Consider the following 22,374-nt stretch of genomic DNA (forward strand, 5'->3'; position numbering starts at 1 on the left):
AATTTATCAGTCGGCCTGACCGGCAGAAACAGCAATTTCTTCTACTGTTTTACCCGACATAGCCTGTTCAAAGGCAGCAAGTTCATTTTTGATGCTGTCATTGAGATTATTCACAATCAGATCATGGCAAACGCCAATCGCATTTGAGAACCCAAGAGCATCCGTGCCGCCATGGCTTTTAACAGCGATACCATTAAGGCCAAGCAACATCGCACCGTTGTAGCGGCGCGGATCCATACGGTCGCGAAAACGCTGAAGCGAACGACGCGCAAGAAGATAGCCAAGTTTGGCAAAAAATGAACTTTTGAAGGTTTCACGCAGGAAATGCACAAGAAGTCGTGCTGTGCCTTCTGCGGTTTTAAGGGCAACGTTGCCGGTAAAACCATCGGTGACGATCACATCGACTGTACCTTTTGCAAGATCATCGCCCTCGACAAAACCAGCAAAGCGGATCGGCAAATCAATTTCGCGCAGGATCACCGCAGCCTTCTTAACCGATTCGTTGCCTTTAAGCTCTTCGATGCCAACGTTAAGCAAGCCAACCGACGGTTTTTCAAGGCCAAACAGAATGCGGGTAAATACTTCCCCCATCAGGGCGAACTGCACCAGATTGTTTTCATCACATTCAATGTTGGCACCAAGATCAAGCATGACGGTTTCGCCACGCTGGGTTGGCATATATGTCGCAATGGCGGGACGATCGATACCGCGCACGGTTTTCAAAACGAATTTTGCCATCGCCATCAACGCACCGGTATTCCCGGCCGATATGACACCCTGTGCGCTACCGTCTTTGACCGCATTGATCGCCAGACGCATGCTGGAGTCACGGCGTTGACGCAGCGCGACAGAAGGCTTGTCGTCCATCGTGACTTCTTGCGAAGCGTGGCGAACCTCGCTCACCGCTTTCAATGCTGGGTATTTGGCAAGCAGCGGCGTAAGTCGCGCTTCATCGCCAAACATCAAAAACTTGAGATGGGGGAGCCTCTTAAGTGCGATCTCCGCACCAGCTACGACCATCTCTGGCGCGTGGTCTCCTCCCATCGCGTCAAGTGATATGCAAACCTGTTCAGGCAACGTCTTCTCTTATGGTTGTTCTAAAACATCTGAACCGGATTTCCGGCAGGTGGTCCTTTGGACCGTCACCTGTCATCTATTGGCCGGAACGCCCGTAATTACCGGAATTCTCGACCAGATACAAGGTAAAGCACACGAACCGAACCAACCTTACCAGTGTAACCGACCCGCACTGTATTCCATAAAAGTGAAATGCCGGTAAAGACCGGCATTTCACCTGACACATCGCGTCAAATTTTCAAGCCGAAACCGGCTTACTTCTTCTTTTCAAGCTGCTCTTTGAGACCAGCAAGCTTGGCAAACGGGTTCGGGCGTTCTTCATCAGCTTCTTCTTCGATCAAAGCAGCCTCAGGAAGTTCTGCGCCATCTTTGCGCGGATACGGGTTCATTGCGACGGCCAAAAATTGCGAAACGACCTCACCCACATCAATTTTGCCATCAACAAGCGGTTCTGGCTGATCAAGAAGCGCCATCAGTTCATCTTCCGACAGGTCTTCAAGGTCATCAGGGTTTGACGGCATGTCTTCTTCTGACACGTGCGGTGAGAACAGTACTTTCACCTCGTCTTCAACCATTTCAGGCACAGGTTCAAGTGTCGTCACACAGCTCTGTACGATCTGCGCATGCATTGGGCCGCGCACCGTTACTTCGCCATTTGATGCCGCAATGATTGTCAGTTCAGCTGTCAGGCTGTCAATCGAGACCAATTCAAACCGCTTGGCCAAGGCCGCACGTTCCTGTGCGCTGGCTTCAAGGATGATTTTCTCTTTTTTACTGACCTGTTCTTCGGTGTTGACGATGCGGGAAAATTCCGGGGTATATTTTTTAGACATGGGTGGACTCTTTTTTCAATTAGTTTGCGGTTACGGCAGGCACCGGCACAGCCGGGAAACGCACATCGCCGTTTTGTATTTCTGAGACTGGCTGCTTTTCAAGCATGCTCAGTGCGTCATGCACATAGCCAACCAATGCCATCAGTTGTTCGTCACGGACTTCGGTATCGGCATAAAGATTGCGGCTCAAGGCAGCGGCAAGTTCGGCAGCACCGCTTTGCACACCTTCTTCATATGCAACGATCCGACCGTGGTAGGATTCCGACATTTTACGGATGCGCTTTAAAATTCCAACGTCGCCAATGCCCATTTCACGCATGTTTTGATCAAGATCAGCAAACATCACGTCAAATACCTTCTGCGCCAGATCTTTGTCACCATTTTCGGTTTTCAAGCGGCGAAACAGGATGAAGGCATGGACCAGAATAAGGTCAAATCTGCCCTCCAGCGTGTCGGCAACGCCCAGCTTTGAATAGAATACAGGCTGGCGCGCCTGGGTGACCATTGCGGTGTAAAGATCGAACGCAGCCGACTGGTTGCGGTCTTTTTTCTTAAGCCATCCAAACAACAGTAACACTCCTTCGTTGACATTCCTGTCGTGGCACGCAGAATGCCGTAAATCTTCAGGGGCGCATCTGCCCCAAACATTGCCCGGCAATATCATGCGCATCGCGCAGAAACTCAAGGCAATTCCGGTTTGGTTTCAATAAGAGGGTCGCTCTGGTGAGCTTCATGCACAATAAAACTACACGCATTCCCCTGATGATGCTGGCAGGACTGGCCGTCCTGTATGTATCGGCTTGCAGTCCCCGGGTCGCGTCGCGCGGTAACGCGCCGGAACCAGAAATGCTTGAACAGATCACAATCGGAGAATCGACCAAGGGCGATGTCACCGATATTTTGGGCTCCCCATCCACCGTCGCCGCGTTTGACGAAAATGTATGGCTTTATATTTCGCGCAGGACGGAAACCGTCGCTTTTTTTGCCCCCGAAACCGTTGAGCAAAAAGTTGTCCTGATCAGTTTTGACAAGGCGAACCGTGTCGATATCCTCAGCGAATATGATCTTGAAGATGGTAAACCGGTTATTCCATCAGATCGCGTCACGCCGACCGAAGGTCGTGAAATGACCATTCTGCAACAGCTGTTTGGCAACCTTGGTCGATTCAGCGAAGGCAAATAACACGGCATCCTGATCACACCTTCAGGCTTTATCGAAAATGGTCGAACCCGCCCGGTGCGAGTTCGGCCATTTTGCCATCTGGCCCGATCAGTTCGACTTGCCCAACCTTGTCGGTAACCGTGCCGATAACCGTCACGTGATCACCCAATGCGGCCACGTCATCTGGCGCGCCCGCGATCAGCAATTCATAGTCGTCGCCGCCAGCCAAAACGTTTTGCCATCGGTGTTCATCATGCTCAACGGCTTGCAACGCGGCATTTGACAGCGGGATTTTCATTCGATCAATCGTCATGCCAACGCTTGATGCAGCACAAATCTTGCGACAATCCCCCGCCAACCCATCCGATATATCCATCGCAGCAAACCGTTTTCCCAATGCAACGCAGGATTTCGCGATATCAATGCGTGGACGAGGCAACCAATAGCGGTCTTTTAAGTGATCGCGCGCCACGTCATCAAGGTCATTACAGTCACCCGCCAGGACGGCCAAACCAATCGCCGCGTCACCCAACGTGCCGGTAACGGCCAAAAGGTCGCCGGGCCGCGCCTGATCGCGTCGCAGAGCCATGCCCGTCGCGACATATCCGAATGCTGTCAGACTGAAAAATGTTGGACCGGGCGTTCCGACCGTATCGCCGCCCATCAACGCAACCGAATAGGCCGCACAATCTTTGCCAAACCCTTTGGCGAAGCGTTCTATCCAGTCTTCGGACACATCCGGGCCATATCCTGCCGTCAAAACCACGCCAAGCGGGGTCGCGCCCATTGCAGCCAGATCAGAAAGGTTCACACGCAGAACCTTCTTGGCGATCAACTCAGGGGCATCAAGATTGCGGAAATGGACGTCGGAAACCAACGCGTCGGTGGTGACGACAACTTCACAGCCGGTTGGCGGTGTAAAGACCGCGGCATCATCTTTAAGCGACAATGCCGCAGGGTCACGCAGTGCAATAGGCGCAAAATGGCGCGCGATCAGATCAAATTCCCCTGACCGCGCTGCCATATCAGTTTTTCCCGGCTTCACCGGGACGCAGCGTTTTGCCAATGCGATCAAGGACCGCATTGACAAGTTTTGGTTCATTCTCATCAAAGAATGAATGGGCTGCATCGACATATTCGGTGATAACAACACGCATCGGAACGTCTTCACGCGCCATAAGTTCATAGGTACCGGCACGCATGATGCTGCGCAGAACCGTCTCTAAACGTTTGGTTGTCCAGCCTTTTTCAAGCGCGCCATCGATCAACGCATCGATATCAACCATGCGGGCCGCGACCCCTTGAACCAGATCGGCAAAGAAGCCGCGATCCGGATCAATCAAATCATCATTGGTGATATCAAGATCACGTCCACCTTCGCCATCAAGACGAAAATCGGAATATTCCCGAACGATGTCACCGGCCGAAAGCTGCGACAATTCGGCCTGGTAAAGTGCCTGAATGGCGGAAAAACGCGCTGCGCTGCGCCGCTGTGCGGCAGATGCCTTTGGTTTATCAGTCATTACTTGTGATGGATTCCAAAATGGTTTTGAACTTCGATCATCCGCAGAACAGCTTTGGCAGCCTCGCCACCCTTGTTCTTCTGATCGGCCTTACAGCGTGCAATTGCCTGTGCCTCATCCTCAACGGTCAGGATACCGTTCCCGATCGCCAGTCGAAGATCGAGGCAAAGCTGCATCAAAGCACGGTTGGCTTCTTCGCAGATGTGATCGTAATGGGTCGTTTCGCCGCGGATAACACATCCAAGAGCCAAATACCCGTCATAACGCGGACCGGTTGCAAGCTCTTGCATTGATTGTACCGCATAACGGATGGCAATTGGCACTTCGAACGCGCCTGATACCGAAATACGGTCCCACGTTGCGCCACCAGCTTCCAAAGTAGATGCAGCCCCCTTCACGAGGTCTTCAACGATATGCGTGTAATACGGCGCATCCACAATCAAAATGTGGGGGGCGTTTTTCATGGTTTTATTCCTCCGAGACGACAAGCGGACGCTGATCAACCAGATTTAGACCGAAGCCGTCAAGTCCTACAATGTGGCGCTTGGTATTTGAAAGCAGAATCATGTCGCGAATACCCAGATCATGCAAGATTTGTGCGCCAACGCCGTAATCGCGCAAATCTGTTTCACCTGTCGCCTGCGCCAGTTCCTGACGCAGGGCTTCGCCGTCTCCGCCATTCATCTCAATCAGTTTTGCAACAGAAGAAGACAGGCTGTTGGGCCGCGGTTCACGGATCAGAACAACGACGCCACGTCCTTCATCGCCTATCTGGCGCATGGCGGCCGCCAAATGACCATGATGGCCCGACTGGGTATCGCCCAATACATCATCAAGAACATTCAGCGCATGCACACGGGTCAGAACCGGCGCGTCGTCACTGATGTCCCCTTTCACAAGGGCAATATGCTCCGCATAGGTAACGTTATTAACGTAGAGATGAAGATCGAACTCGCCACCATTCGAACTTTTGATTTTCGTCGTTGCTTTGCGCTGCACGACTTTTTCATGCTTGCGGCGATAACGGATCAAATCGGCAATCTGGGCAATTTTAAGGTCATGTTTCTTGGCAAATTCAACAAGTTCCGGCAGGCGTGCCATTTCACCGGAATCACTCATGATTTCGCAAATTACGCCTGACGCATTCAATCCGGCAAGACGCGCAATATCTACCGATGCCTCGGTATGGCCAGCCCGCACAAGAACCCCGCCTGCCCGCGCACGCAGTGGAAACACATGGCCTGGTGTCACGATATCATGCCGTCCCGCGTTCGGATCAATGGCAACCGCCACCGTGCGCGCACGGTCCGGGGCAGAAATTCCGGTGGTCACACCTGTTTTTGCCTCAATCGACACGGTAAAAGCCGTTTCGTGGCGGGTGCCGTTATGGGCACTCATCATAGTCAGACCCAATTCGTCGCACCGTTGGTTCTCAAGGGTCAAACAGATCAATCCGCGCCCGTGGGTCGCCATGAAGTTGATGGCATCCGGGGTTGCCATCTGGGCGGGAATGACAAGGTCGCCTTCGTTTTCGCGGTCTTCATCATCGACCAGAATAAACATCCGACCATTGCGGGCTTCTTCGATGACGTCTTCGATCGGCGAAAGATAATTGTTTGGCATCTGTGATCAATCCTTGCCCAGCATGCGCGCAACGTAGCGTGCAAGCATGTCGATTTCGAAATTGATCCGGTCACCCGGCAGCTTCGAACCCAACGTGGTGTGTATCTGTGTGTGAGGTATCAGATTGATACCGAAAGTGTTTCCGTCAACCTCATTGACCGTCAAAGATACACCTTCAAGGGTCACTGACCCCTTTGACGCAATATATTTGGCAAAGGTTTCTGGCACTTCAAAGGTCAGGCGCAAAGAATCACCTTCAGGAACACGTTTGGTCAGTGTCGCGACACCGTCCACATGGCCCGACACGATATGCCCGCCCAGTTCGTCACCAACACGTGTCGCTTGTTCAAGATTAACTTTCGATCCCGTCGACAGATCACCAAGCGTTGTCCGGTCAAGACTTTCGGCAGATGCTTCGATCGCAAACCAGTTGTCGCCGGTTTCAATCACGGTCATGCACGCGCCATTGCACGCAATTGATGCTCCCAAAACGATCTTGGACGTATCAAATGATGTGGTGAATTCAAAACGGGTATCGCCCGTTTTTTCAATTGCGCGAACGTTTGCAATATCGGTGATAATGCCAGTAAACATGCACTTAATCCGTTTTATTGTCGTAGGTTGTCACGATATCTTCACCTATTTCGCGAACCGAAACACGTTCGAACCGTGGCATATCTGAAAGCTGTTTGACACCCAGTGCCGCGACCATTGCCTTGCCATCATCGCCCATCATCAACGGGGCCGTAAAGTGAACGACCCGATCAACACAATCCGCTTTGATCAGCCCGGCCGCCAGGTTCCCGCCACTTTCGACCAGAACACGCGTTAGTCCCAGATCAGCCAACTTTCGCATGACGTCATGTAGGTTCAAATGATCGTCAACGCATCCCGCAGCGATCACTTTTACCGAAGTTTTTTCAAATTTTTCCGATAGTTCGGCAAAGTGATCGTCTGATACGACAAGCCAGGTAGGAACCTCATTCGCGGTTTGAACAAGTTTCGCTGATGCTGGCACACCCCCTGTCCGATCAAGAATGACGCGCACAGGCGATTGATGCTCCCGCCCGGCAATACGACATGTCAGGGTCGGGTCATCGGCAACAACGGTGCTGGCACCAACAAGGATTGCATCATGATTGGCCCGCAGAAGATGCCCCTGCGCGCGTGCCACTGTCCCTGTGATCCACTGACTTTCACCGTGTGCGGTCGCCGAACGTGCATCAAGGGTCGATGCCAGTTTCAGCGTCACGAAAGGACGATGACGCTCAACCCGCGACAGAAACCCTTCGTTCAGACGACGTGCTTCTTCGCCCAGAAGGCCAACATCAACATTTATCCCTGCATCCCGCAGCATTTGGTGGCCGCGTCCCGATACACGGGCATCGGGGTCCTCAAGCGCACTGACAACACGGGAAACACCCGCATCAATCAAACCTGATGCGCATGGTGGGGATTTGCCAAAATGACTACAGGGCTCAAGAGTGACATAGGCCGTCGCCCCCTTTGCAAGGCTGCCTGCGATATCAAGGGCAACACGTTCAGCGTGCGGACGACCACCGGGTCGGGTATGACCACGCCCGACAACCACACCGTCAGGAGAAACCAGAACGCACCCAACAGCCGGGTTTGGCCAGACATTTCCCAAACCGCGTTTAGACAGGCTTAACGCGACCCGCATGAAATGCCGGTCGTCTTCTGTAAACGCGGGGGCTGTCATTACTCTGCGTCCGCCTCTTCTTCCCCGTCCTGCATGTTTTCCACGAATTGTTCGAAATCACGGGCTTCGCGGAAGTTTTTATACACTGAAGCGTAGCGCACATACGCCACCTGATCGAGTGCGTTTAACGCCTCCATCACCATTTCACCGATGGTATCGGTGGTAATGTCACTTTCACCGCTGCTTTCGAGGCGTCGTTGAATGCCATTTAAGGCCTTTTCAACACGCTCGTCCTCGATCGGGCGTTTACGACAGGCCAGAAAGATCGACCGCGCCAGTTTATCGCGGTCGAACAATTCGCGTTGCCCGTCGGTTTTAACAACCATCAGTTCACGCAGTTGAACACGTTCAAATGTCGTAAAACGTGATCCGCATGCAGGACAGAACCGGCGACGGCGAATAGCGTGATGCTCTTCGGTCGGACGGGAATCCTTGACCTGTGTGTCAGTATGTCCGCAAAACGGGCAACGCATTTTCTTTACTCGCTCTTGACGCGATCAGGAATAGATCGGGAAGCGTTTGCAAAGGTCTTCGACCTTCGCACGCGCAGCGGCTTCAACCTCGGAATTGCCTTCCGGGCTATCGACCATTGCGTCAAGAACATCACCGATCAGCTCACCGATCTGTTTGAATTCCTCAACACCAAACCCGCGCGTCGTACCGGCTGGTGTACCCAGACGGATCCCCGACGTAATGGTTGGTTTTTCGGTATCAAACGGAATGCCGTTTTTGTTGCACGTGATGCCCGCACGCTCAAGTGCGACTTCTGCTGTGTTGCCCTTCAGGCCCTTGGGACGAAGATCAACCAGCATCAGATGAGTATCCGTGCCACCGGTCACGATATCAAAACCGCGTTTCACCAGAACTTCTGCCAGTGCTTTGGCATTGTCGATGATCTGCTGCGTATAATCTTTGAATTCCGGACGCAGTGCTTCGCCAAAGGCAACCGCTTTTGCTGCAATCACGTGCATCAACGGACCACCCTGCAAGCCAGGGAACACAGCCGAGTTGATCTTTTTGCCGATATCAAGATTGTTCGACAGGATCATGCCGCCACGCGGACCACGAAGGGTTTTATGCGTGGTGGTGGTTACAACGTCAGCATAAGGAAGCGGGCTCGGATGCGCGCCACCGGCAACCAGACCGGCAAAGTGCGCCATATCAACCATCAAAAGTGCACCGACCTTATCGGCGATTTCACGGAACCGTTTGAAATCAATCTGGCGCGGAATGGCAGAACCACCTGCAATGATCAAGGCAGGCTTGTGTTCAACAGCCAGTGCTTCGACCTGATCGTAATCAAGGGTCAAATCGTCTTCACGTACACCGTACTGGATGGCATTGAACCATTTCCCTGACAGGGCCGGACGTGCGCCATGGGTCAGATGGCCACCAGCATCAAGCGACATCCCCAGAATGGTATCGCCCGGCTTGCACAGTGCCAGCATAACCGCACCGTTCGCCTGCGCACCGGAATGCGGCTGAACGTTGACAAATTCACAGCCAAACAGTTCTTTGGCGCGGTCAATCGCAAGCTGCTCGGCAACATCAACAAATTCGCACCCGCCGTAATAACGACGCGAAGGATAACCTTCGGCATATTTGTTCGTCAGAACCGTTCCCTGAGCTTCGATCACGGCTTTGGAAACAATGTTTTCCGAAGCAATCATCTCAATCTGGTTTTGCTGACGATCCTGTTCATCGGTGACGGATTTGAACAATGCCGGATCGGCGTCGGACAAGCTGGTCGTGAAAAAGCCTTTGAACGACATGCTGGGGCCTCTCTCAATGCAATATGACGGGTTGGTGCAAACCGAAGCGAACCAACCCGGTCTGGTTGATGCCAGATGGCGGTGTAATTGGTAGGATTAAGACATCTTCGCAACACGAAGCGCGTGACGACCGCCTTCAAACTCGGTCGAAATAAACGCATCCACGCAATCAAGTGCTTTCGCATCACCCACGATGCGCGCGCCGAGACACAACACATTCGCGTTGTTATGCTGACGGCAAAGCTCGGCCGAAAGGCGATCATGCGCCAAGGCAGCACGCACTTCCGGGAAACGGTTGGCGGCAATGCTCATGCCTATCCCAGAGCCACATACAAGAATGCCCGCTTCGGATTGACCATCAATAATCGATTTGGCAACGGCTTGTGCATAGTCCGGATAATCAACAGATTCGGAGCCGTTCGTTCCAAAATCGAAAACTTCAATGCCGCGATCCTTAAGAGCACTGATAATTGCGGTTTTAAGTTCGACGCCACCATGATCGGCAGCAATGGCAATGGTCTTTACAGTCATCGGCGCGCCCTTGAACGAAGTCAGTGATTAAATTTGAGCGCCTTGTAGCATATAGGACGCAAACTGCCAACGCGCAGGACACCCTGATCTGCAAGTTTTACGAAGACCAGATATGCGTTCCAACAACAGAAATCGTTGCGCCAGTCATGTTGTGAAGCTTCACACACGCTATAATATTATTATTGCCCCCACATACGCGCAAATGATCATAGCGTGATGAAATTAAAGAAACACCATTAAGCACACCCAGCACGATTATTCACAGACCAAAATATTAGTTTTTCGGACATGACCGCCTTTTAATGACAACAGACAATTGGGTGTCACTGATGCAATCGAATGTACTTTGATTAAATCATTTTATTATTAAATCCTCTTGCTCTTTTCTGTTGTTTGACTATATCGGGTAACTAGTGCATTAATTTTTATGTAATTTTCAAACTAAAGGAAACTGTCACTCATGGCTGACGCCGATAATAGCGTGCTTGATCGCGACGAACTCTTGCAGATGACCGTCGATATTGTTTCTGCATATGTGAGTAACAACGCACTTGCCGCGGCACAAATCCCTGAACTGATTTCGACCGTCTTTGGCTCGCTCGACGAAATCCGCGCCGACGAGAACGAGCCAGAGCAAGAACCGCTTAAACCGGCTGTTCCGATCCGCAAGTCGGTTGGTGATGATTACATCATCTGCCTTGAAGACGGCAAAAAGCTGAAAATGCTGAAACGCCATCTGCGCACGACCTACAACCTGACGCCGGAAGAATACCGTGCGAAATGGGGTCTACCATCTGATTACCCGATGGTTGCGCCGAACTATGCAAAACAACGTTCGCAGTTTGCCAAGAAAATCGGTCTTGGTCGCAAGGCGAAGTAATACGCCCTGCCCGATCACCAAACGACTAAAACAAAAACGCCGTTCTGTTTGTTCAGAACGGCGTTTTTGTTTGAATCACCCATAAAAAAGCCCGGCATAACGCCGGGCTTTTCCCAAATCAGATGATTTGATTATTTTGCGTAATCGTACGAACCGTTTTCCCATTCGTAGAAAACATAACCCGGAGCAGCAACATCACCTTTGGCATCGAACGAGATCGAACCAAGAACGGTGTCGAATGCATCGCCGCTATGCAGAGCTTCGATAACAGCTTCGGAGTCAGTGGTACCGGCTTTGGTTGCAGCCTGTGCCCAAGCCTGGATCGCACCATAGGTGTAAAGGGTATAACCTTCAGGCTTGTAGTTCTGAGCTTCGAAGTATTTTACGAGTTCAGCGTTGCGCGGATCTTTTTCAAGAGCCGGACCTGCGGTGAAGAGCGTGCCTTTACCGGCATCACCCGTGATTGACCAATACTCAAGCGAGTTCAGTGCATCACCGGAGATTGCAAGGGTATCAAGACCCTGGCTGCGCATCTGACGAACAATCAGGCCCAGCTCGGTGTGGTAACCACCGTAATACAGGACGTCGACGCCTTCAGATTTCAGCTTGGTCACCAGTGCCGAGTAATCTTTTTCACCCGGGGTAATGGCTTCATACATCACTTCTTCAACGCCAGCAGCGTTCATGTTTTTCTTGGTTTCGTCAGCCAGGCCTTTGGAATAAGCCTGTTTGTCGTGAACGATGGCAATTTTCTTGTCGCCATAGTTTTCAGCCAAGTATTTACCAGCAACTTCACCCTGCTGGTCATCACGACCGCAAACACGGAATACGTTGTCCATGTCACGCTCGGTGAGCTGCGGGTTGGTCGAAGCCGGAGAAATCTGAACGATGCCTTCTTCGAAGTACACTTCAGAAGCCGGGATCGAAGAACCCGAGCAGAAGTGACCAGCAACAAGTGCAACATTTTTGCTGACGAGCTGGTTGGCAACAGCAACAGCCTGTTTCGGATCGCATGCGTCATCGCCGATTTCGAGAACGACTTTTTCGCCGTTAACGCCACCAGCAGCATTGAGGTCCGCCACAGCTTTCTCGGCGCCCTTGGTCATCTGTTCGCCAAAGGCGGCATAAGGGCCGGTCATCGGACCAACGGTCGCGATAACGATGTCTGCTTTTGCCACACCCATCGAAAGTACAAGTGCAGAAGCAGTTGCCAGAAGGCCGAGCTTGGTTTTCGACATTAGAGAAGTCTCCCTGTTCCAAAGGTTGGTTCCATCACCATGACAGAACCGTCTTTCTGGACACAAAACCGGCTCGTTTTATCTTCCGATTACCGGTTTCATCTCCGTGTACTTTAACACCCATAAATTGGTGTGCAATAGTACAAAGCAATGCGCTGCCAACAATTTAGCAACGCGATGGTGGCAACACCCTGCCACCATCGGATGATCAGACGTCCGCCCCTTCACGTGCGCGGAACCCAAACGGTCCGACACGTTCATAAAGCCACGGATATTGCGACAGCATCTTGTTGACCTTTGTCACGCGGAAGGCTGCCGACATGATCGCAAAAATGATCACCGTGTCAAAAATGTAGCCCGAAAGCGAAAGTAACTCACCCTCAAACAACGCATAGGTCAGAAACCGGTCAGTCAGCCCCAGCAGCAATGAATATGCATAGAGCTGATGGACAGAACGCCACGTATTGGCAATCGCCTGCCCGGTCATGAACGCACAGAACCCCATCAGGATGACGGTCATTCCGATCGTGACACCAGTACTGGTACCTGTAATCGCTTCCATATCCGCCCTCCTAGTGGCCACCCTCGAGATAAGCTGCGCGGACTTCCGGATTGGCCAGAAGTTCGGCACCTGTTCCCGAAAGGGTAATGTTGCCGTTCACCATCACATAACCGCGATGGGCAAGCTTGAGCGCATGGAACGCGTTCTGCTCGACCAAGAAAACCGTAACTTTCTTCTCGCGGTTGATCTTTTTGATGGTTTCAAAGATCTGCTTGACGACCAGCGGCGCAATGCCAAGCGACGGTTCATCAAGCAGCAACAGACGCGGACGGCCCATAAGCGCACGGCCAATCGCCAGCATTTGCTGCTCACCACCGGACATCGTCCCGGCACGCTGGTTGATACGTTCCTTCAGACGCGGGAACAAATCGAACACCATTTCAAGATCGTCTTCGAAATACTTCGGATCCTGAGTGTTGGCACCCATCTGCAGGTTTTCATGCACAGACATGCGCGGGAAAATACGACGACCTTCGGGCGACTGCTGAATACCAAGATGGCAAATCTCATGCGTTGGCATGCGACTGATATCCTGACCTTCGAACAAAATGCGTCCTTTGGTGGCCTGCGGTGACCCGCAACACGTCATCAGCAAAGTCGTCTTACCAGCACCATTGGCACCGATCAGTGTAACGATCTCACCTTCGTTGACTTCCATATCGACGCCCCGGAGGGCTTCGATATTGCCATAGAAGGTATGTACACCTTCAATTTTCAGCATGGACATATCGATCTACTCCCTCACTGCGCTTTCGGATCAAGATGAAGGTCGGCAGCGACTTCCGGCGGCAATTCATCGTCTTCATCCTCACCGAGGTAAGCACGAATAACAGCCGGATCATTCTTGACCGCATCGGGATCGCCATCGGCGATCTTTTTACCGTAATCAAGCACGATCACATGATCGGAAATCTTCATGACGACGCTCATGTCATGTTCAATCAGCAAAAGACCAATCCCCTGATCATCACGGATGCTCTGCAACAGAACATTAAGTTCCGAAGACTCACGGGGGTTAAGACCCGCTGCCGGTTCATCAAGACACAGCAGTGAAGGGTTCACACACATCGCACGTGCAATCTCAAGGCGACGCTGCGACCCATACGGCAGGTTGCCCGCGTTCCAGTCGGCCTGATCATACAGACCAACCTTGTTCAGCCAGAATTTGGCGGTTTCAAGCGCCTCTTTCTCCGCCTTGGCATAGCGACCAAGATTGAACAAACCCGCCAGCGAAAAGGCCGATGCATCCATCAAGGCATTATGCTGCGCCACGATCAGGTTTTCCAAAACAGTCATGCCGGTAAACAGGCGGATGTTCTGGAAAGTACGTGCCACACCATTGTTACGTGGGATACGAAAGCCTTCACTACGCTCCAAAAGACGCGGCCCATCATTGGCATAAAGCGTCAGACGACCTTCAGTCGGAACGTAGAAACCGGTAAGACAGTTAAATACCGTGGTCTTCCCTGCCCCGTTCGGGCCGATGATTGCCGTGATCTCACCCTTTCGCGCGGTGAAAGAAAGATCATCAATGGCGACCAGACCGCCAAAGCGCATGGTCAGGTGTTCGACTTCAAGTTGGACGTTGTTGTCGGTCATTTGGCTTCTCCGGCAACTTTTTCTTTCTTGCTCATATTCAAAAGGATGGTCGGATCACGGAAAGACAAAAGTCCACGTGGGCGCCACAACATGATGGCAACCATACCAGCCCCGAAGATCAGCATGCGATACTCGGCAAGCTCACGGAACATTTCCGGGAAGCCAATCATCACGACCGCGGCAAGCACCACACCAATCTGACTGCCCATACCGCCCATCACAACGATGGCCAGGATCACAGCAGATTCAAGGAAGGTGAAGCTTTCCGGGCTGATGAAGCCCTGACGGGTTGCAAAGAACGCGCCGGCAAAACCACCAAACATCGCGCCGATTGCAAATGCAGACAGCTTGGTATTGGTTGGATTGATGCCAAGAGAACGACAGGCGATTTCGTCTTCACGCAACGCTTCCCACGCCCGCCCGATCGGCAATTTACGCAAGCGCATGGTTACAAAGTTCGTAACCAACGCCAGAATAAGGATCAGGTAGTACAGGAAGATCAGGCGATGCATGGATGAGTATTCAATACCCATCAAATCACCAAACCCGATGGAGCCTTCGGGAACACGGCGCGAAAATTCCGCCAGTCCAAAGAAACTCGGACGCTCAATGGACGAAATGCCATCCGGCCCACCGGTCAAATCATACCAGTTGATCAGGATAACACGGATGATTTCACCAAAGCCTAAGGTCACAATCGCCAGATAATCACCGCGAAGCCTTAGAACCGGGAAGCCTAGAATAATGCCAAAGCTTGCGGCAAAGATACCGGCAAGCGGCAGGCACAGCCAGAAGCTCAGATCGAAGTTCTGCGACAGCAATGCATAGGAATATGCACCCACTGCGTAGAAGGCCACATAGCCAAGATCAAGAAGACCGGCCAGCCCCACCACGATGTTCAACCCCCAACCGAGCATGATGTAAATCATAACAAGGGTTGCAAGATCGATCGCAGAACGGTTTTCACCAAAGATCAATGGGAAGATGAAGAAGAAGATGATCCCGATTAAACCGATTTTTTTGGTATTGGACCGATAGGCAACCTGAATTTTCGATGAAATTTTCGTGCTTTCATCAACGACGACAGCACTCTTTTCCTTCATCGAGAAGTACGCGATGGCAAAAACAATCGCGAGGAAACAAACCGTCACAACAATGCTTGTGAAGCTGCCAACCGCCATATCGAGAACCACAGGTGATGCCCAACGGTCGTCCATGTCGCGGAAACGCACAAACATTTCGAAAACGCAAACCGCAGCCAGCGTAATCATGAGGGCCTGAACCAGCCGTGAGATACCTTCACGACGAATGATCAGGGCAAGGCGGCCAATAACCGTCGATCCAATTGCGATCAGGACAAGGTCCCACCGCACAGCCAGTTCAAGTCCGGTCGGACGGTCAACGGTCTCGACCCCAAGGATCATGACCGACATCAGCAGCGCGATCACGGCAAAGAACGCGAGTTCCTTGACGATCTCTGAGCCGCTGGTACGAGATGAAGCAAATGCAGAAGACATCAGACTTTCTCCACCTCAGGCTTACCAAGCAGACCCCAAGGGCGGAAGATCAGCACGAGAACGAGAATACCGAACGTTGCAACGTCCTTGTATTCAATCGTGAGATACCCCGACCAGAATGCCTCGATCAGACCAATCAAAAGCCCGCCGAGCATCGCACCTGGAAGTGAACCGATACCGCCCAGAACAGCGGCGGTGAAGGCTTTAACGCCAGCAAGGAAGCCGATGTAGAAATCAATCACACCATAATACAGTGTCACCATCATCCCTGCGACCGATGCCAGGGCAGCCCCCATAACAAAGGTGGTCGAAATTGTGCGGTCGACATTGACGCCCAGAAGGCCCGCCATTGTGCGATCCTGTTCACAAGCGCGCTGCGCACGACCCAGTGATGTTTTGGCAATCAGTGTGGAGAACACGACCATCAGCACAAAGGTCAGAACAATAATGATGATCTGCATATAGCTCAGCTGAACATCGAAGTTCGCACTTTTCATCATGGTGATGCCGCCTTCAATAAGCGGCTGCATCGGCTTAACGCGTGCACCTTGCGAAATCTGAACGAAGTTCTGCAGGAAAATGGACATGCCGATGGCAGAAATCAGCGCTGCAAGCCGGAATGATCCGCGCAGCGGCCGGTATGCGACCCGTTCAACGCCCCAACCATAGATCGAGGTCAGAACCATTGAAACGAACAGCATCAAAAGAAGTGTGAGCGGTAAAATACCGCTAATCCCTGCTGCCTGACAGATCAGGAAGGTGATCAGGGAATGAAACGCACCGATCATATAGATCTCGCCGTGCGCGAAGTTGATCATACCGATGATGCCATACACCATGGTGTAACCGATGGCGATCAGACCATAGATGGCTCCCAGCGTCAGACCGTTGATCAATTGTTGTAGGAAATAAGCCCAATCCATTGCACAACCTTAGATTTGGCACAGACAAACAAGGTCTTCGCCTGATCAACAGAAGGCATCAAGTCATAGATATATGTATTGATTGGATGAGACATAGTCTCCCCCTTGCCCCCTTGCAAACCCCGCAAAGCCTCCGTCTTATTGTTATCGGGTAGGACCCCGTTTAGCTCCCGGAGACGGCCATTCTTTTTGTGGCTCTTCCGTCCGGGAACGCGATTAGAGCGCAAACCTTAGACACATGTGTTCAAAGGCTGCAAGCGGCTTTCGGAATTTAGCAGAAATCACCAAATCCGGATTTGGAATTGGAATAAAACACTGACCGACACCGCCACCCGCTCTTTATATTGTATACATTATCCCTTGTTGAGAACGTATTCAAGCTTTCGTGCAGCAACCCGCTTCAACTGTTCCGGATTCCGGCTGACCGGCCCTGCCACAGTCACTTCTGTTCCCGTCTGTCCGTCAATCGCTGTGCACCGCAAATAGGTTCCGACCTGACGCAGTTCGAAATAAATCTCTCGGGTCGTGGTTGGGCGCGTGCTCATGTCGAACGTAAAACCTTACTCGGGATAAAATGCCGTCCTATTTTGCGCGCATTTTCAGACAACGCAATAGTTATAACGAAAACGAACCGGACCCGTCGTAACAACTCGTCAAGATGATGCGTTACTTCTCACCATCAAGCATTTTGACAATCGCCGAGAAATCCATACCGCCATTTCCGCCATTGGAATAAAGCGCATAAAGGCTTTCGGCCAACGCCCCCATCGGGGTGGTCGCCCCCGATGCCGCCGATGCTTGCTGGGCCAGCTTCAAATCTTTAAGCATCATGTCCACCGCAAAGCCCGGTTGATAGTCCCGGTTTGCTGGTGACGTTGGTACCGGCCCCGGCACTGGGCAATAGCTGGTCAAGGCCCAGCACTGACCTGACGCCTTTGATGAAACATCAAACAGCTTCTGCGCATCAAGACCAAGACGCTTGGCCAACATAAATGCCTCGGACACAGCAATCATATTCACGCCAAGAACCATGTTATTACAGATCTTGGCTGCCTGCCCGGCCCCACTGTCACCCGCGTGGATGATATTGCTGCCCATCGCATCAAGGATTGGCTCGGCACTGGCGAAATCAGCTTCGCTACCACCAACCATGAACGTCAACGTCCCAGCAGCCGCCCCGGCCGTACCGCCAGATATCGGTGCATCAACAGCGCCAAACCCCTTGGCCTTTGCCAAGTCTGCGGCCTTGCGCGCGGCATCCACTTCAATCGTCGAGCTATCAATCAGGATCGTTCCGGGTGCCGCATTGGCAACCACGCCATCCGGTCCATCATAAACCGACAAAACATGTTTTCCCGCCGGAAGAACCGTGACAACAAAGTTCACATTGCTAACAGCCTGGGCAACTGTATCTGCCTTGGTGGCACCGGCTTCAACTGCCTTGGCCACCGCATCTGCAGACAGATCAAATACCTTCAGCGCATGACCGGCCTTAAGCAGGTTTTCCGCCATTGGCCCGCCCATATTACCTAAGCCGATAAAACCGATATTCGCCATTTGAAGTCTCCTCTGACGTCCCGTTTGCGGGACTTTGTTTTCATCACATTCGCCACAGATCGCTGTGACTTAAAGGTTCAGTTCCCGATCCGTTGGCAACGGTGCGAAATATTCGGCCACTTCACGCGGATCAACCTGCCCAACATCACCATGCTGCCATTTCGGCGCATAATCCTTGTCAATAATCACGGCACGCACCCCTTCAAACAAATCGGGCTTGCGGACCATACGCTGTGACAGGCGAAATTCCATATTCAGCACTTCGCCTAGCGTCATATCCTGCCCTTGGCGGATTTGATCGAAACTGACGCACAGTGCTGTTGGCGACTTGCCACTTAATGTCTTAAGACAATCTGTGTTGAACGCCGTGTCCTCACGCCCCAACGCATCAAAAATTGCCGCAACACTGTCAGCAGAAAATGTCTGATCAATCGTATCACGCTGCGCAACAAGGCTGGCAGCGCCCATGTCGGCATGAAAACCGGTCAGAATCTCTGTGACTGCGGCAAAAGCATCCGAACCGTAATCGGCCTGCACCAACGCAGCTTTCACTGCCGCGACCTGATCGGCATGAACACCGTGGGTCGCAAGACCTGCATAAAGACAGTCCGCCGCCTTAAGGCGCGCCCCGGTCAAACCAAGGTACATCCCGATTTCTCCGGGGCATCGCGACAGGAAATACCCACCACCAACATCCGGGAAAAAGCCAATGCCGGTTTCAGGCATTGCAAACATGGTGCGTTCCGTCACAACGCGGAACCGACCGTGAATGGAAACACCGACACCGCCCCCCATCGTGATGCCATCCATCATCGCGACATAGGGTTTTGGGTAATTGGCGATGGCATGGTTCAAATGATATTCACGGCGATAGAACGCATCGAGCATATCTTCATCATCGACAGCGCGCGCATCATAAAGACCGCGAATATCGCCACCAGCACAAAATGCCTTCTCGCCTGCACCCTCGACAACAACAACCTTGACCGCAGGATCATTTTCCCACGATTTCAGTTGGGCAGCCATCATGTCCACCATATCGAGATCAAGCGCATTCAGCGCGCGCGGACGGTTCAACAGGATATGACCAACCGGTCCGTCTTTTTTGAACAAGACGGGGGCTTCAGACAGCTGGCTCTGATCGTTGTTTTTTTCGCTGGTCATTTCTCAATCCTTTAGGGCGGCACGCGATATGATCAGGCGCATGATTTCGTTCGTGCCTTCCAGAATTTGATGCACCCGCAAATCGCGCAGCAACCGTTCAATCGGATATTCGCGAATATAGCCGTATCCGCCATGCAGTTGCAGGGCCTCGTTACAGACCTGAAATCCGATATCGGTCGCAAACCGTTTGGCCATGGCGCAAAACTGTGTCGCGTCATCGGCCTTAAGGTCGAGTTTCCAGGCGGCTTTATGCAGCATCAAGCGGGCGGCTTCGAGTTCGGTTACCATATCGGCGAACTTGAACTGCAACGCCTGAAACTGATCAAGGCTACGGCCAAATTGCTTTCTGACTTTCATATGGTCACGCGCATGGTCCATCGCGGCACGCGCCCCACCGATTGAGCAGGCAGCAATGTTAAGGCGCCCGCCATCCAGCCCCTTCATGGCAAACTTAAATCCCTCGCCTTCGGCACCAAGGCGGTTTTCGGCTGGAACCTTGCAATTGCTAAAAATAACAGCCGAAGTCGGCTGACTGTTCCAGCCCATCTTTTCTTCAAGCTTCCCAAAGGACAGGCCCACGGCGTCCTTTGGGACAATAAAGGTCGAAATCCCGCCCGGACCATCATCCCCGGTACGCGCCATGACAACATAGATATCGCTACGCGATCCACCGGAAATAAACGCCTTTTCACCATTTAGGATATAATGATCGCCGTCGCGTACCGCACTGGTCCGAAGGGCACCCGCATCAGACCCGGCACCGGGTTCGGTCAGGCAATAGCTTGCAAAATGCTCCATGGTGACAAGCTTTGGCAAGAACCGGGCACGTTGTGCATCCGTCCCAAAGCTGTCAATCATCCAGCAGGCCATATTGTGAATGGAAATATAGGCCGCAGTCGACGGACATGCCGCTGCCAGTTCCTCAAAAATCACAACCGCGTCATGTCGCCCAAGGCCCGACCCGCCATATTCATCACGGGTATAAATCGCGGCAAAGCCAAGCTCAGCCGCCTTGCGTAGGGTTTCTTCGGGGAAGATATGTTTTGCGTCCCACTCACCCGCATTTGGCGCCATTTCGTTCTGGGCAAAATCGCGGGCAGCATCAGCAAAAGCCTGCTGATCGTCTGTCAGGTTGAATTCCATTGGATCGCCGCCTCTGATGTTCTTCTATTTTCCCTTTACGTAAACGTGAAACGGCCTGTTTGTCAATTCATTCGGTATAACAGTACCGAATTATCACAATACATCACAGCCTCACCAACGACGTGCAAAACATTTGTCGAAATCACCAAATGTTTCTTGCTGACGCCCTATCGGTGCGCGTACCTTTTGCCTCAGAGAAAAATCATAAATCAGGGAAAACGACATCATGACGTCCATGAAACCGGAAACCATTGTCCTCCATGCTGGATACCGCGCCGAACCGACAACCGGTTCTGTTGCCGTACCGCTTTATCAAACCACCAGTTATCAGTTCCGTGACACACAACACGCAGCTGACCTTTTTGCGCTCAAAGAGTTGGGCAATATCTATACCCGCCTGATGAACCCGACCAATGATGTGCTTGAACAACGCGTTGCCGCCCTTGACGGTGGTGTCGCAGCCGTGGCACTGGCGTCCGGTCAGGCTGCATCAACCTTTTCGATTTTGAATATTGCCCAGGCTGGCGACAATATTGTCAGTTCCACCGACCTTTATGGCGGCACATGGAACCTGTTTGCCAATACCTTTAAACAGATGGGGATCGAGGTCCGCTTTGCCGATCCGTCCGACCCTGAAAGCTTCCGCCGTCTAACCGATGACAAGACACGTGCCTATTACGCCGAAACCCTGCCTAATCCGAAATTGCACGTTTTCCCGATCCGTGATGTCGCCAATATCGGCGATGAGCTCGGCATTCCGTTGATCGTCGATAATACTGCGGCGCCTGTGATCTGTAAGCCGATTGAGCATGGTGCGAGTATTGTGATGTATTCAACAACCAAATTCATTGCTGGCCATGGCACATCGGTTGGCGGGATCGTGGTTGATTCCGGTAAATTTGACTGGGAAAAACATGCAACCCGTTTCCCGCTTCTGAACGAACCCGACCCCAGTTATCACGGGGCTGTCTGGACGCAGGCCGTCAAACCGATTGGCCCGGTTGCCTATGCTATCAAACTGCGCTGCACCGTGCTGCGTGACATTGGAGCCGCCGCCTCTCCATTCAATTCGTTCCAGACCATTCAGGGCATGGAAACCTTGGCCCTTCGCATGGAACGCCATTGCGAAAACGCCAATAAGGTTGCCGACTTCCTGTCCAAGCACCCCAAGGTCACAAAAATCATTCACCCCAGCCAGCAAGATGGCGAAAGCCGCAAACGTGCGGACACTTATCTTAAGGGCGGTTACGGATCCTTGATGGGCTTTGAACTTTCGGGCGGCAAGGAAGCCGGTGAAAAGTTTATCAATGCGCTGGAACTTTTTTATCATGTTGCAAACATCGGTGACACACGCTCACTCGCCATTCATCCGGCGACAACGACTCACAGTCAGCTTTCAGAAGAAGACCGTCTTTCATCGGGTGTGACCGATGGCTACGTTCGCCTTTCCATTGGGATCGAGCATATTGACGATATCCTTGCTGATCTGACACAGGCGCTTGCTAAAGCCTGACAATCTGCGCGGTTACGATAAAGCAATCGCCTCAGACC

Annotated in this window: 25 protein-coding genes; 3 read left to right on the forward strand and 22 right to left on the reverse strand. The window is 52.2% G+C overall.

The window, feature by feature from the left end:
• Window positions 1-6: 6 nt before the first annotated feature.
• The 3 genes from plsX to K355_RS0111385 form a co-directional block, all read right to left on the reverse strand.
• On the reverse strand, window positions 7-1,077 hold the full coding sequence (plsX, locus tag K355_RS0111375) for a phosphate acyltransferase PlsX (RefSeq protein ID WP_051145985.1): 1,071 nt from the start codon (window positions 1,075-1,077) through the stop codon (window positions 7-9).
• 254 nt (window positions 1,078-1,331) lie between these two features.
• Window positions 1,332-1,910, reverse strand: a complete 579-nt coding sequence (locus tag K355_RS0111380; protein ID WP_022732268.1) for a YceD family protein — start codon at window positions 1,908-1,910, stop codon at window positions 1,332-1,334.
• 19 nt (window positions 1,911-1,929) lie between these two features.
• Window positions 1,930-2,478: a ubiquinol-cytochrome C chaperone family protein gene (locus K355_RS0111385; RefSeq protein WP_033368834.1), complete on the reverse strand. Its 549-nt coding sequence runs from the start codon at window positions 2,476-2,478 to the stop codon at window positions 1,930-1,932.
• Between the two features lie 164 nt (window positions 2,479-2,642).
• Here K355_RS0111385 and K355_RS0111390 point away from each other — a divergent pair, with 164 nt between their 5' ends.
• Window positions 2,643-3,092: an outer membrane protein assembly factor BamE gene (locus tag K355_RS0111390; RefSeq protein ID WP_022732269.1), complete on the forward strand. Its 450-nt coding sequence runs from the start codon at window positions 2,643-2,645 to the stop codon at window positions 3,090-3,092.
• A 28-nt stretch (window positions 3,093-3,120) separates the two neighbouring features.
• Here K355_RS0111390 and thiL read toward each other — a convergent pair whose 3' ends face one another.
• From thiL to rpiB, 9 genes are all read right to left on the reverse strand, one after another.
• Window positions 3,121-4,095 carry a thiamine-phosphate kinase gene (gene thiL, locus K355_RS0111395; protein ID WP_022732270.1) on the reverse strand — a complete coding sequence of 325 codons (975 nt, stop codon included), beginning with the start codon at window positions 4,093-4,095 and terminating at the stop codon, window positions 3,121-3,123.
• Between the two features lies 1 nt (window position 4,096).
• Entirely contained in the window at window positions 4,097-4,594 is a 498-nt protein-coding gene (gene nusB, locus K355_RS0111400; RefSeq protein ID WP_022732271.1) for a transcription antitermination factor NusB, read from the reverse strand.
• A complete protein-coding gene (gene ribH / locus K355_RS0111405) occupies window positions 4,594-5,058 on the reverse strand; it encodes a 6,7-dimethyl-8-ribityllumazine synthase (protein ID WP_022732272.1) in 465 nt (154 codons plus the stop codon). The genes nusB and ribH overlap by 1 nt, the downstream gene beginning before the upstream one ends.
• A 4-nt stretch (window positions 5,059-5,062) precedes the next feature.
• Entirely contained in the window at window positions 5,063-6,217 is a 1,155-nt protein-coding gene (gene ribB / locus K355_RS0111410; RefSeq protein WP_022732273.1) for a 3,4-dihydroxy-2-butanone-4-phosphate synthase, read from the reverse strand.
• Between the two features lie 6 nt (window positions 6,218-6,223).
• Window positions 6,224-6,811 (reverse strand): riboflavin synthase, encoded by a 588-nt coding sequence (locus K355_RS0111415; RefSeq protein ID WP_022732274.1) that lies wholly within the window; start codon window positions 6,809-6,811, stop codon window positions 6,224-6,226.
• Window positions 6,812-6,815: 4 nt separating this feature from the next.
• Window positions 6,816-7,937: a bifunctional diaminohydroxyphosphoribosylaminopyrimidine deaminase/5-amino-6-(5-phosphoribosylamino)uracil reductase RibD gene (ribD, locus tag K355_RS0111420; RefSeq protein ID WP_022732275.1), complete on the reverse strand. Its 1,122-nt coding sequence runs from the start codon at window positions 7,935-7,937 to the stop codon at window positions 6,816-6,818.
• The gene (nrdR, locus tag K355_RS0111425) at window positions 7,937-8,410 is read right to left on the reverse strand and encodes a transcriptional regulator NrdR (protein ID WP_022732276.1); all 474 of its coding nucleotides are present in this window, start codon (window positions 8,408-8,410) and stop codon (window positions 7,937-7,939) included. Before nrdR ends, ribD begins: the two co-directional genes overlap by 1 nt.
• 24 nt (window positions 8,411-8,434) lie before the next feature.
• Window positions 8,435-9,709 (reverse strand): serine hydroxymethyltransferase, encoded by a 1,275-nt coding sequence (gene glyA / locus K355_RS0111430; RefSeq protein WP_022732277.1) that lies wholly within the window; start codon window positions 9,707-9,709, stop codon window positions 8,435-8,437.
• A 96-nt stretch (window positions 9,710-9,805) separates the two neighbouring features.
• A complete protein-coding gene (gene rpiB / locus K355_RS0111435; RefSeq protein WP_022732278.1) occupies window positions 9,806-10,240 on the reverse strand; it encodes a ribose 5-phosphate isomerase B in 435 nt (144 codons plus the stop codon).
• A gap of 460 nt (window positions 10,241-10,700) precedes the next feature.
• On the opposite strand from rpiB, the gene K355_RS0111440 reads away from it, so the two are divergent.
• Window positions 10,701-11,120 carry a Ros/MucR family transcriptional regulator gene (locus K355_RS0111440; RefSeq protein ID WP_022732279.1) on the forward strand — a complete coding sequence of 140 codons (420 nt, stop codon included), beginning with the start codon at window positions 10,701-10,703 and terminating at the stop codon, window positions 11,118-11,120.
• A 131-nt stretch (window positions 11,121-11,251) separates the two neighbouring features.
• Here the strand turns inward: K355_RS0111440 and K355_RS0111450 are convergent, their stop codons facing one another.
• The 10 genes from K355_RS0111450 to K355_RS0111490 all read right to left on the reverse strand — a co-directional run bounded on the left by K355_RS0111450 (window position 11,252) and on the right by K355_RS0111490 (window position 20,823).
• On the reverse strand, window positions 11,252-12,358 hold the full coding sequence (locus K355_RS0111450) for a branched-chain amino acid ABC transporter substrate-binding protein (RefSeq protein ID WP_022732280.1): 1,107 nt from the start codon (window positions 12,356-12,358) through the stop codon (window positions 11,252-11,254).
• Window positions 12,359-12,566: 208 nt separating this feature from the next.
• A complete protein-coding gene (locus K355_RS0111455; protein WP_022732281.1) occupies window positions 12,567-12,920 on the reverse strand; it encodes a DUF6867 family protein in 354 nt (117 codons plus the stop codon).
• A gap of 10 nt (window positions 12,921-12,930) precedes the next feature.
• A complete protein-coding gene (locus tag K355_RS0111460; RefSeq protein ID WP_028791542.1) occupies window positions 12,931-13,641 on the reverse strand; it encodes an ABC transporter ATP-binding protein in 711 nt (236 codons plus the stop codon).
• A 20-nt stretch (window positions 13,642-13,661) separates the two neighbouring features.
• Window positions 13,662-14,519: an ABC transporter ATP-binding protein gene (locus K355_RS0111465; protein ID WP_022732283.1), complete on the reverse strand. Its 858-nt coding sequence runs from the start codon at window positions 14,517-14,519 to the stop codon at window positions 13,662-13,664.
• Window positions 14,516-16,036 carry a high-affinity branched-chain amino acid ABC transporter permease LivM gene (gene livM / locus K355_RS0111470; RefSeq protein WP_022732284.1) on the reverse strand — a complete coding sequence of 507 codons (1,521 nt, stop codon included), beginning with the start codon at window positions 16,034-16,036 and terminating at the stop codon, window positions 14,516-14,518. Before livM ends, K355_RS0111465 begins: the two co-directional genes overlap by 4 nt.
• Window positions 16,036-16,959, reverse strand: coding sequence for an ABC transporter permease subunit (locus tag K355_RS0111475; RefSeq protein WP_022732285.1), 924 nt, complete (start codon window positions 16,957-16,959; stop codon window positions 16,036-16,038). Before K355_RS0111475 ends, livM begins: the two co-directional genes overlap by 1 nt.
• A gap of 353 nt (window positions 16,960-17,312) precedes the next feature.
• The gene (locus K355_RS25365) at window positions 17,313-17,504 is read right to left on the reverse strand and encodes a DUF6898 family protein (protein ID WP_081649506.1); all 192 of its coding nucleotides are present in this window, start codon (window positions 17,502-17,504) and stop codon (window positions 17,313-17,315) included.
• Between the two features lie 121 nt (window positions 17,505-17,625).
• Window positions 17,626-18,516, reverse strand: a complete 891-nt coding sequence (mmsB, locus tag K355_RS0111480; protein ID WP_022732286.1) for a 3-hydroxyisobutyrate dehydrogenase — start codon at window positions 18,514-18,516, stop codon at window positions 17,626-17,628.
• Between the two features lie 69 nt (window positions 18,517-18,585).
• The gene (locus tag K355_RS0111485; protein ID WP_022732287.1) at window positions 18,586-19,680 is read right to left on the reverse strand and encodes an enoyl-CoA hydratase/isomerase family protein; all 1,095 of its coding nucleotides are present in this window, start codon (window positions 19,678-19,680) and stop codon (window positions 18,586-18,588) included.
• 3 nt (window positions 19,681-19,683) lie between these two features.
• Window positions 19,684-20,823, reverse strand: a complete 1,140-nt coding sequence (locus K355_RS0111490) for an acyl-CoA dehydrogenase family protein (RefSeq protein ID WP_022732288.1) — start codon at window positions 20,821-20,823, stop codon at window positions 19,684-19,686.
• 226 nt (window positions 20,824-21,049) lie between these two features.
• On the opposite strand from K355_RS0111490, the gene K355_RS0111495 reads away from it, so the two are divergent.
• A complete protein-coding gene (locus K355_RS0111495) occupies window positions 21,050-22,336 on the forward strand; it encodes an O-acetylhomoserine aminocarboxypropyltransferase/cysteine synthase family protein (protein ID WP_022732289.1) in 1,287 nt (428 codons plus the stop codon).
• Window positions 22,337-22,374: the final 38 nt, after the last annotated feature.

The organism is Thalassospira lucentensis MCCC 1A00383 = DSM 14000 (genome assembly GCF_000421265.1).
In the GTDB taxonomy this organism is placed as follows: Bacteria; Pseudomonadota; Alphaproteobacteria; order Rhodospirillales; family Thalassospiraceae; genus Thalassospira; species Thalassospira lucentensis.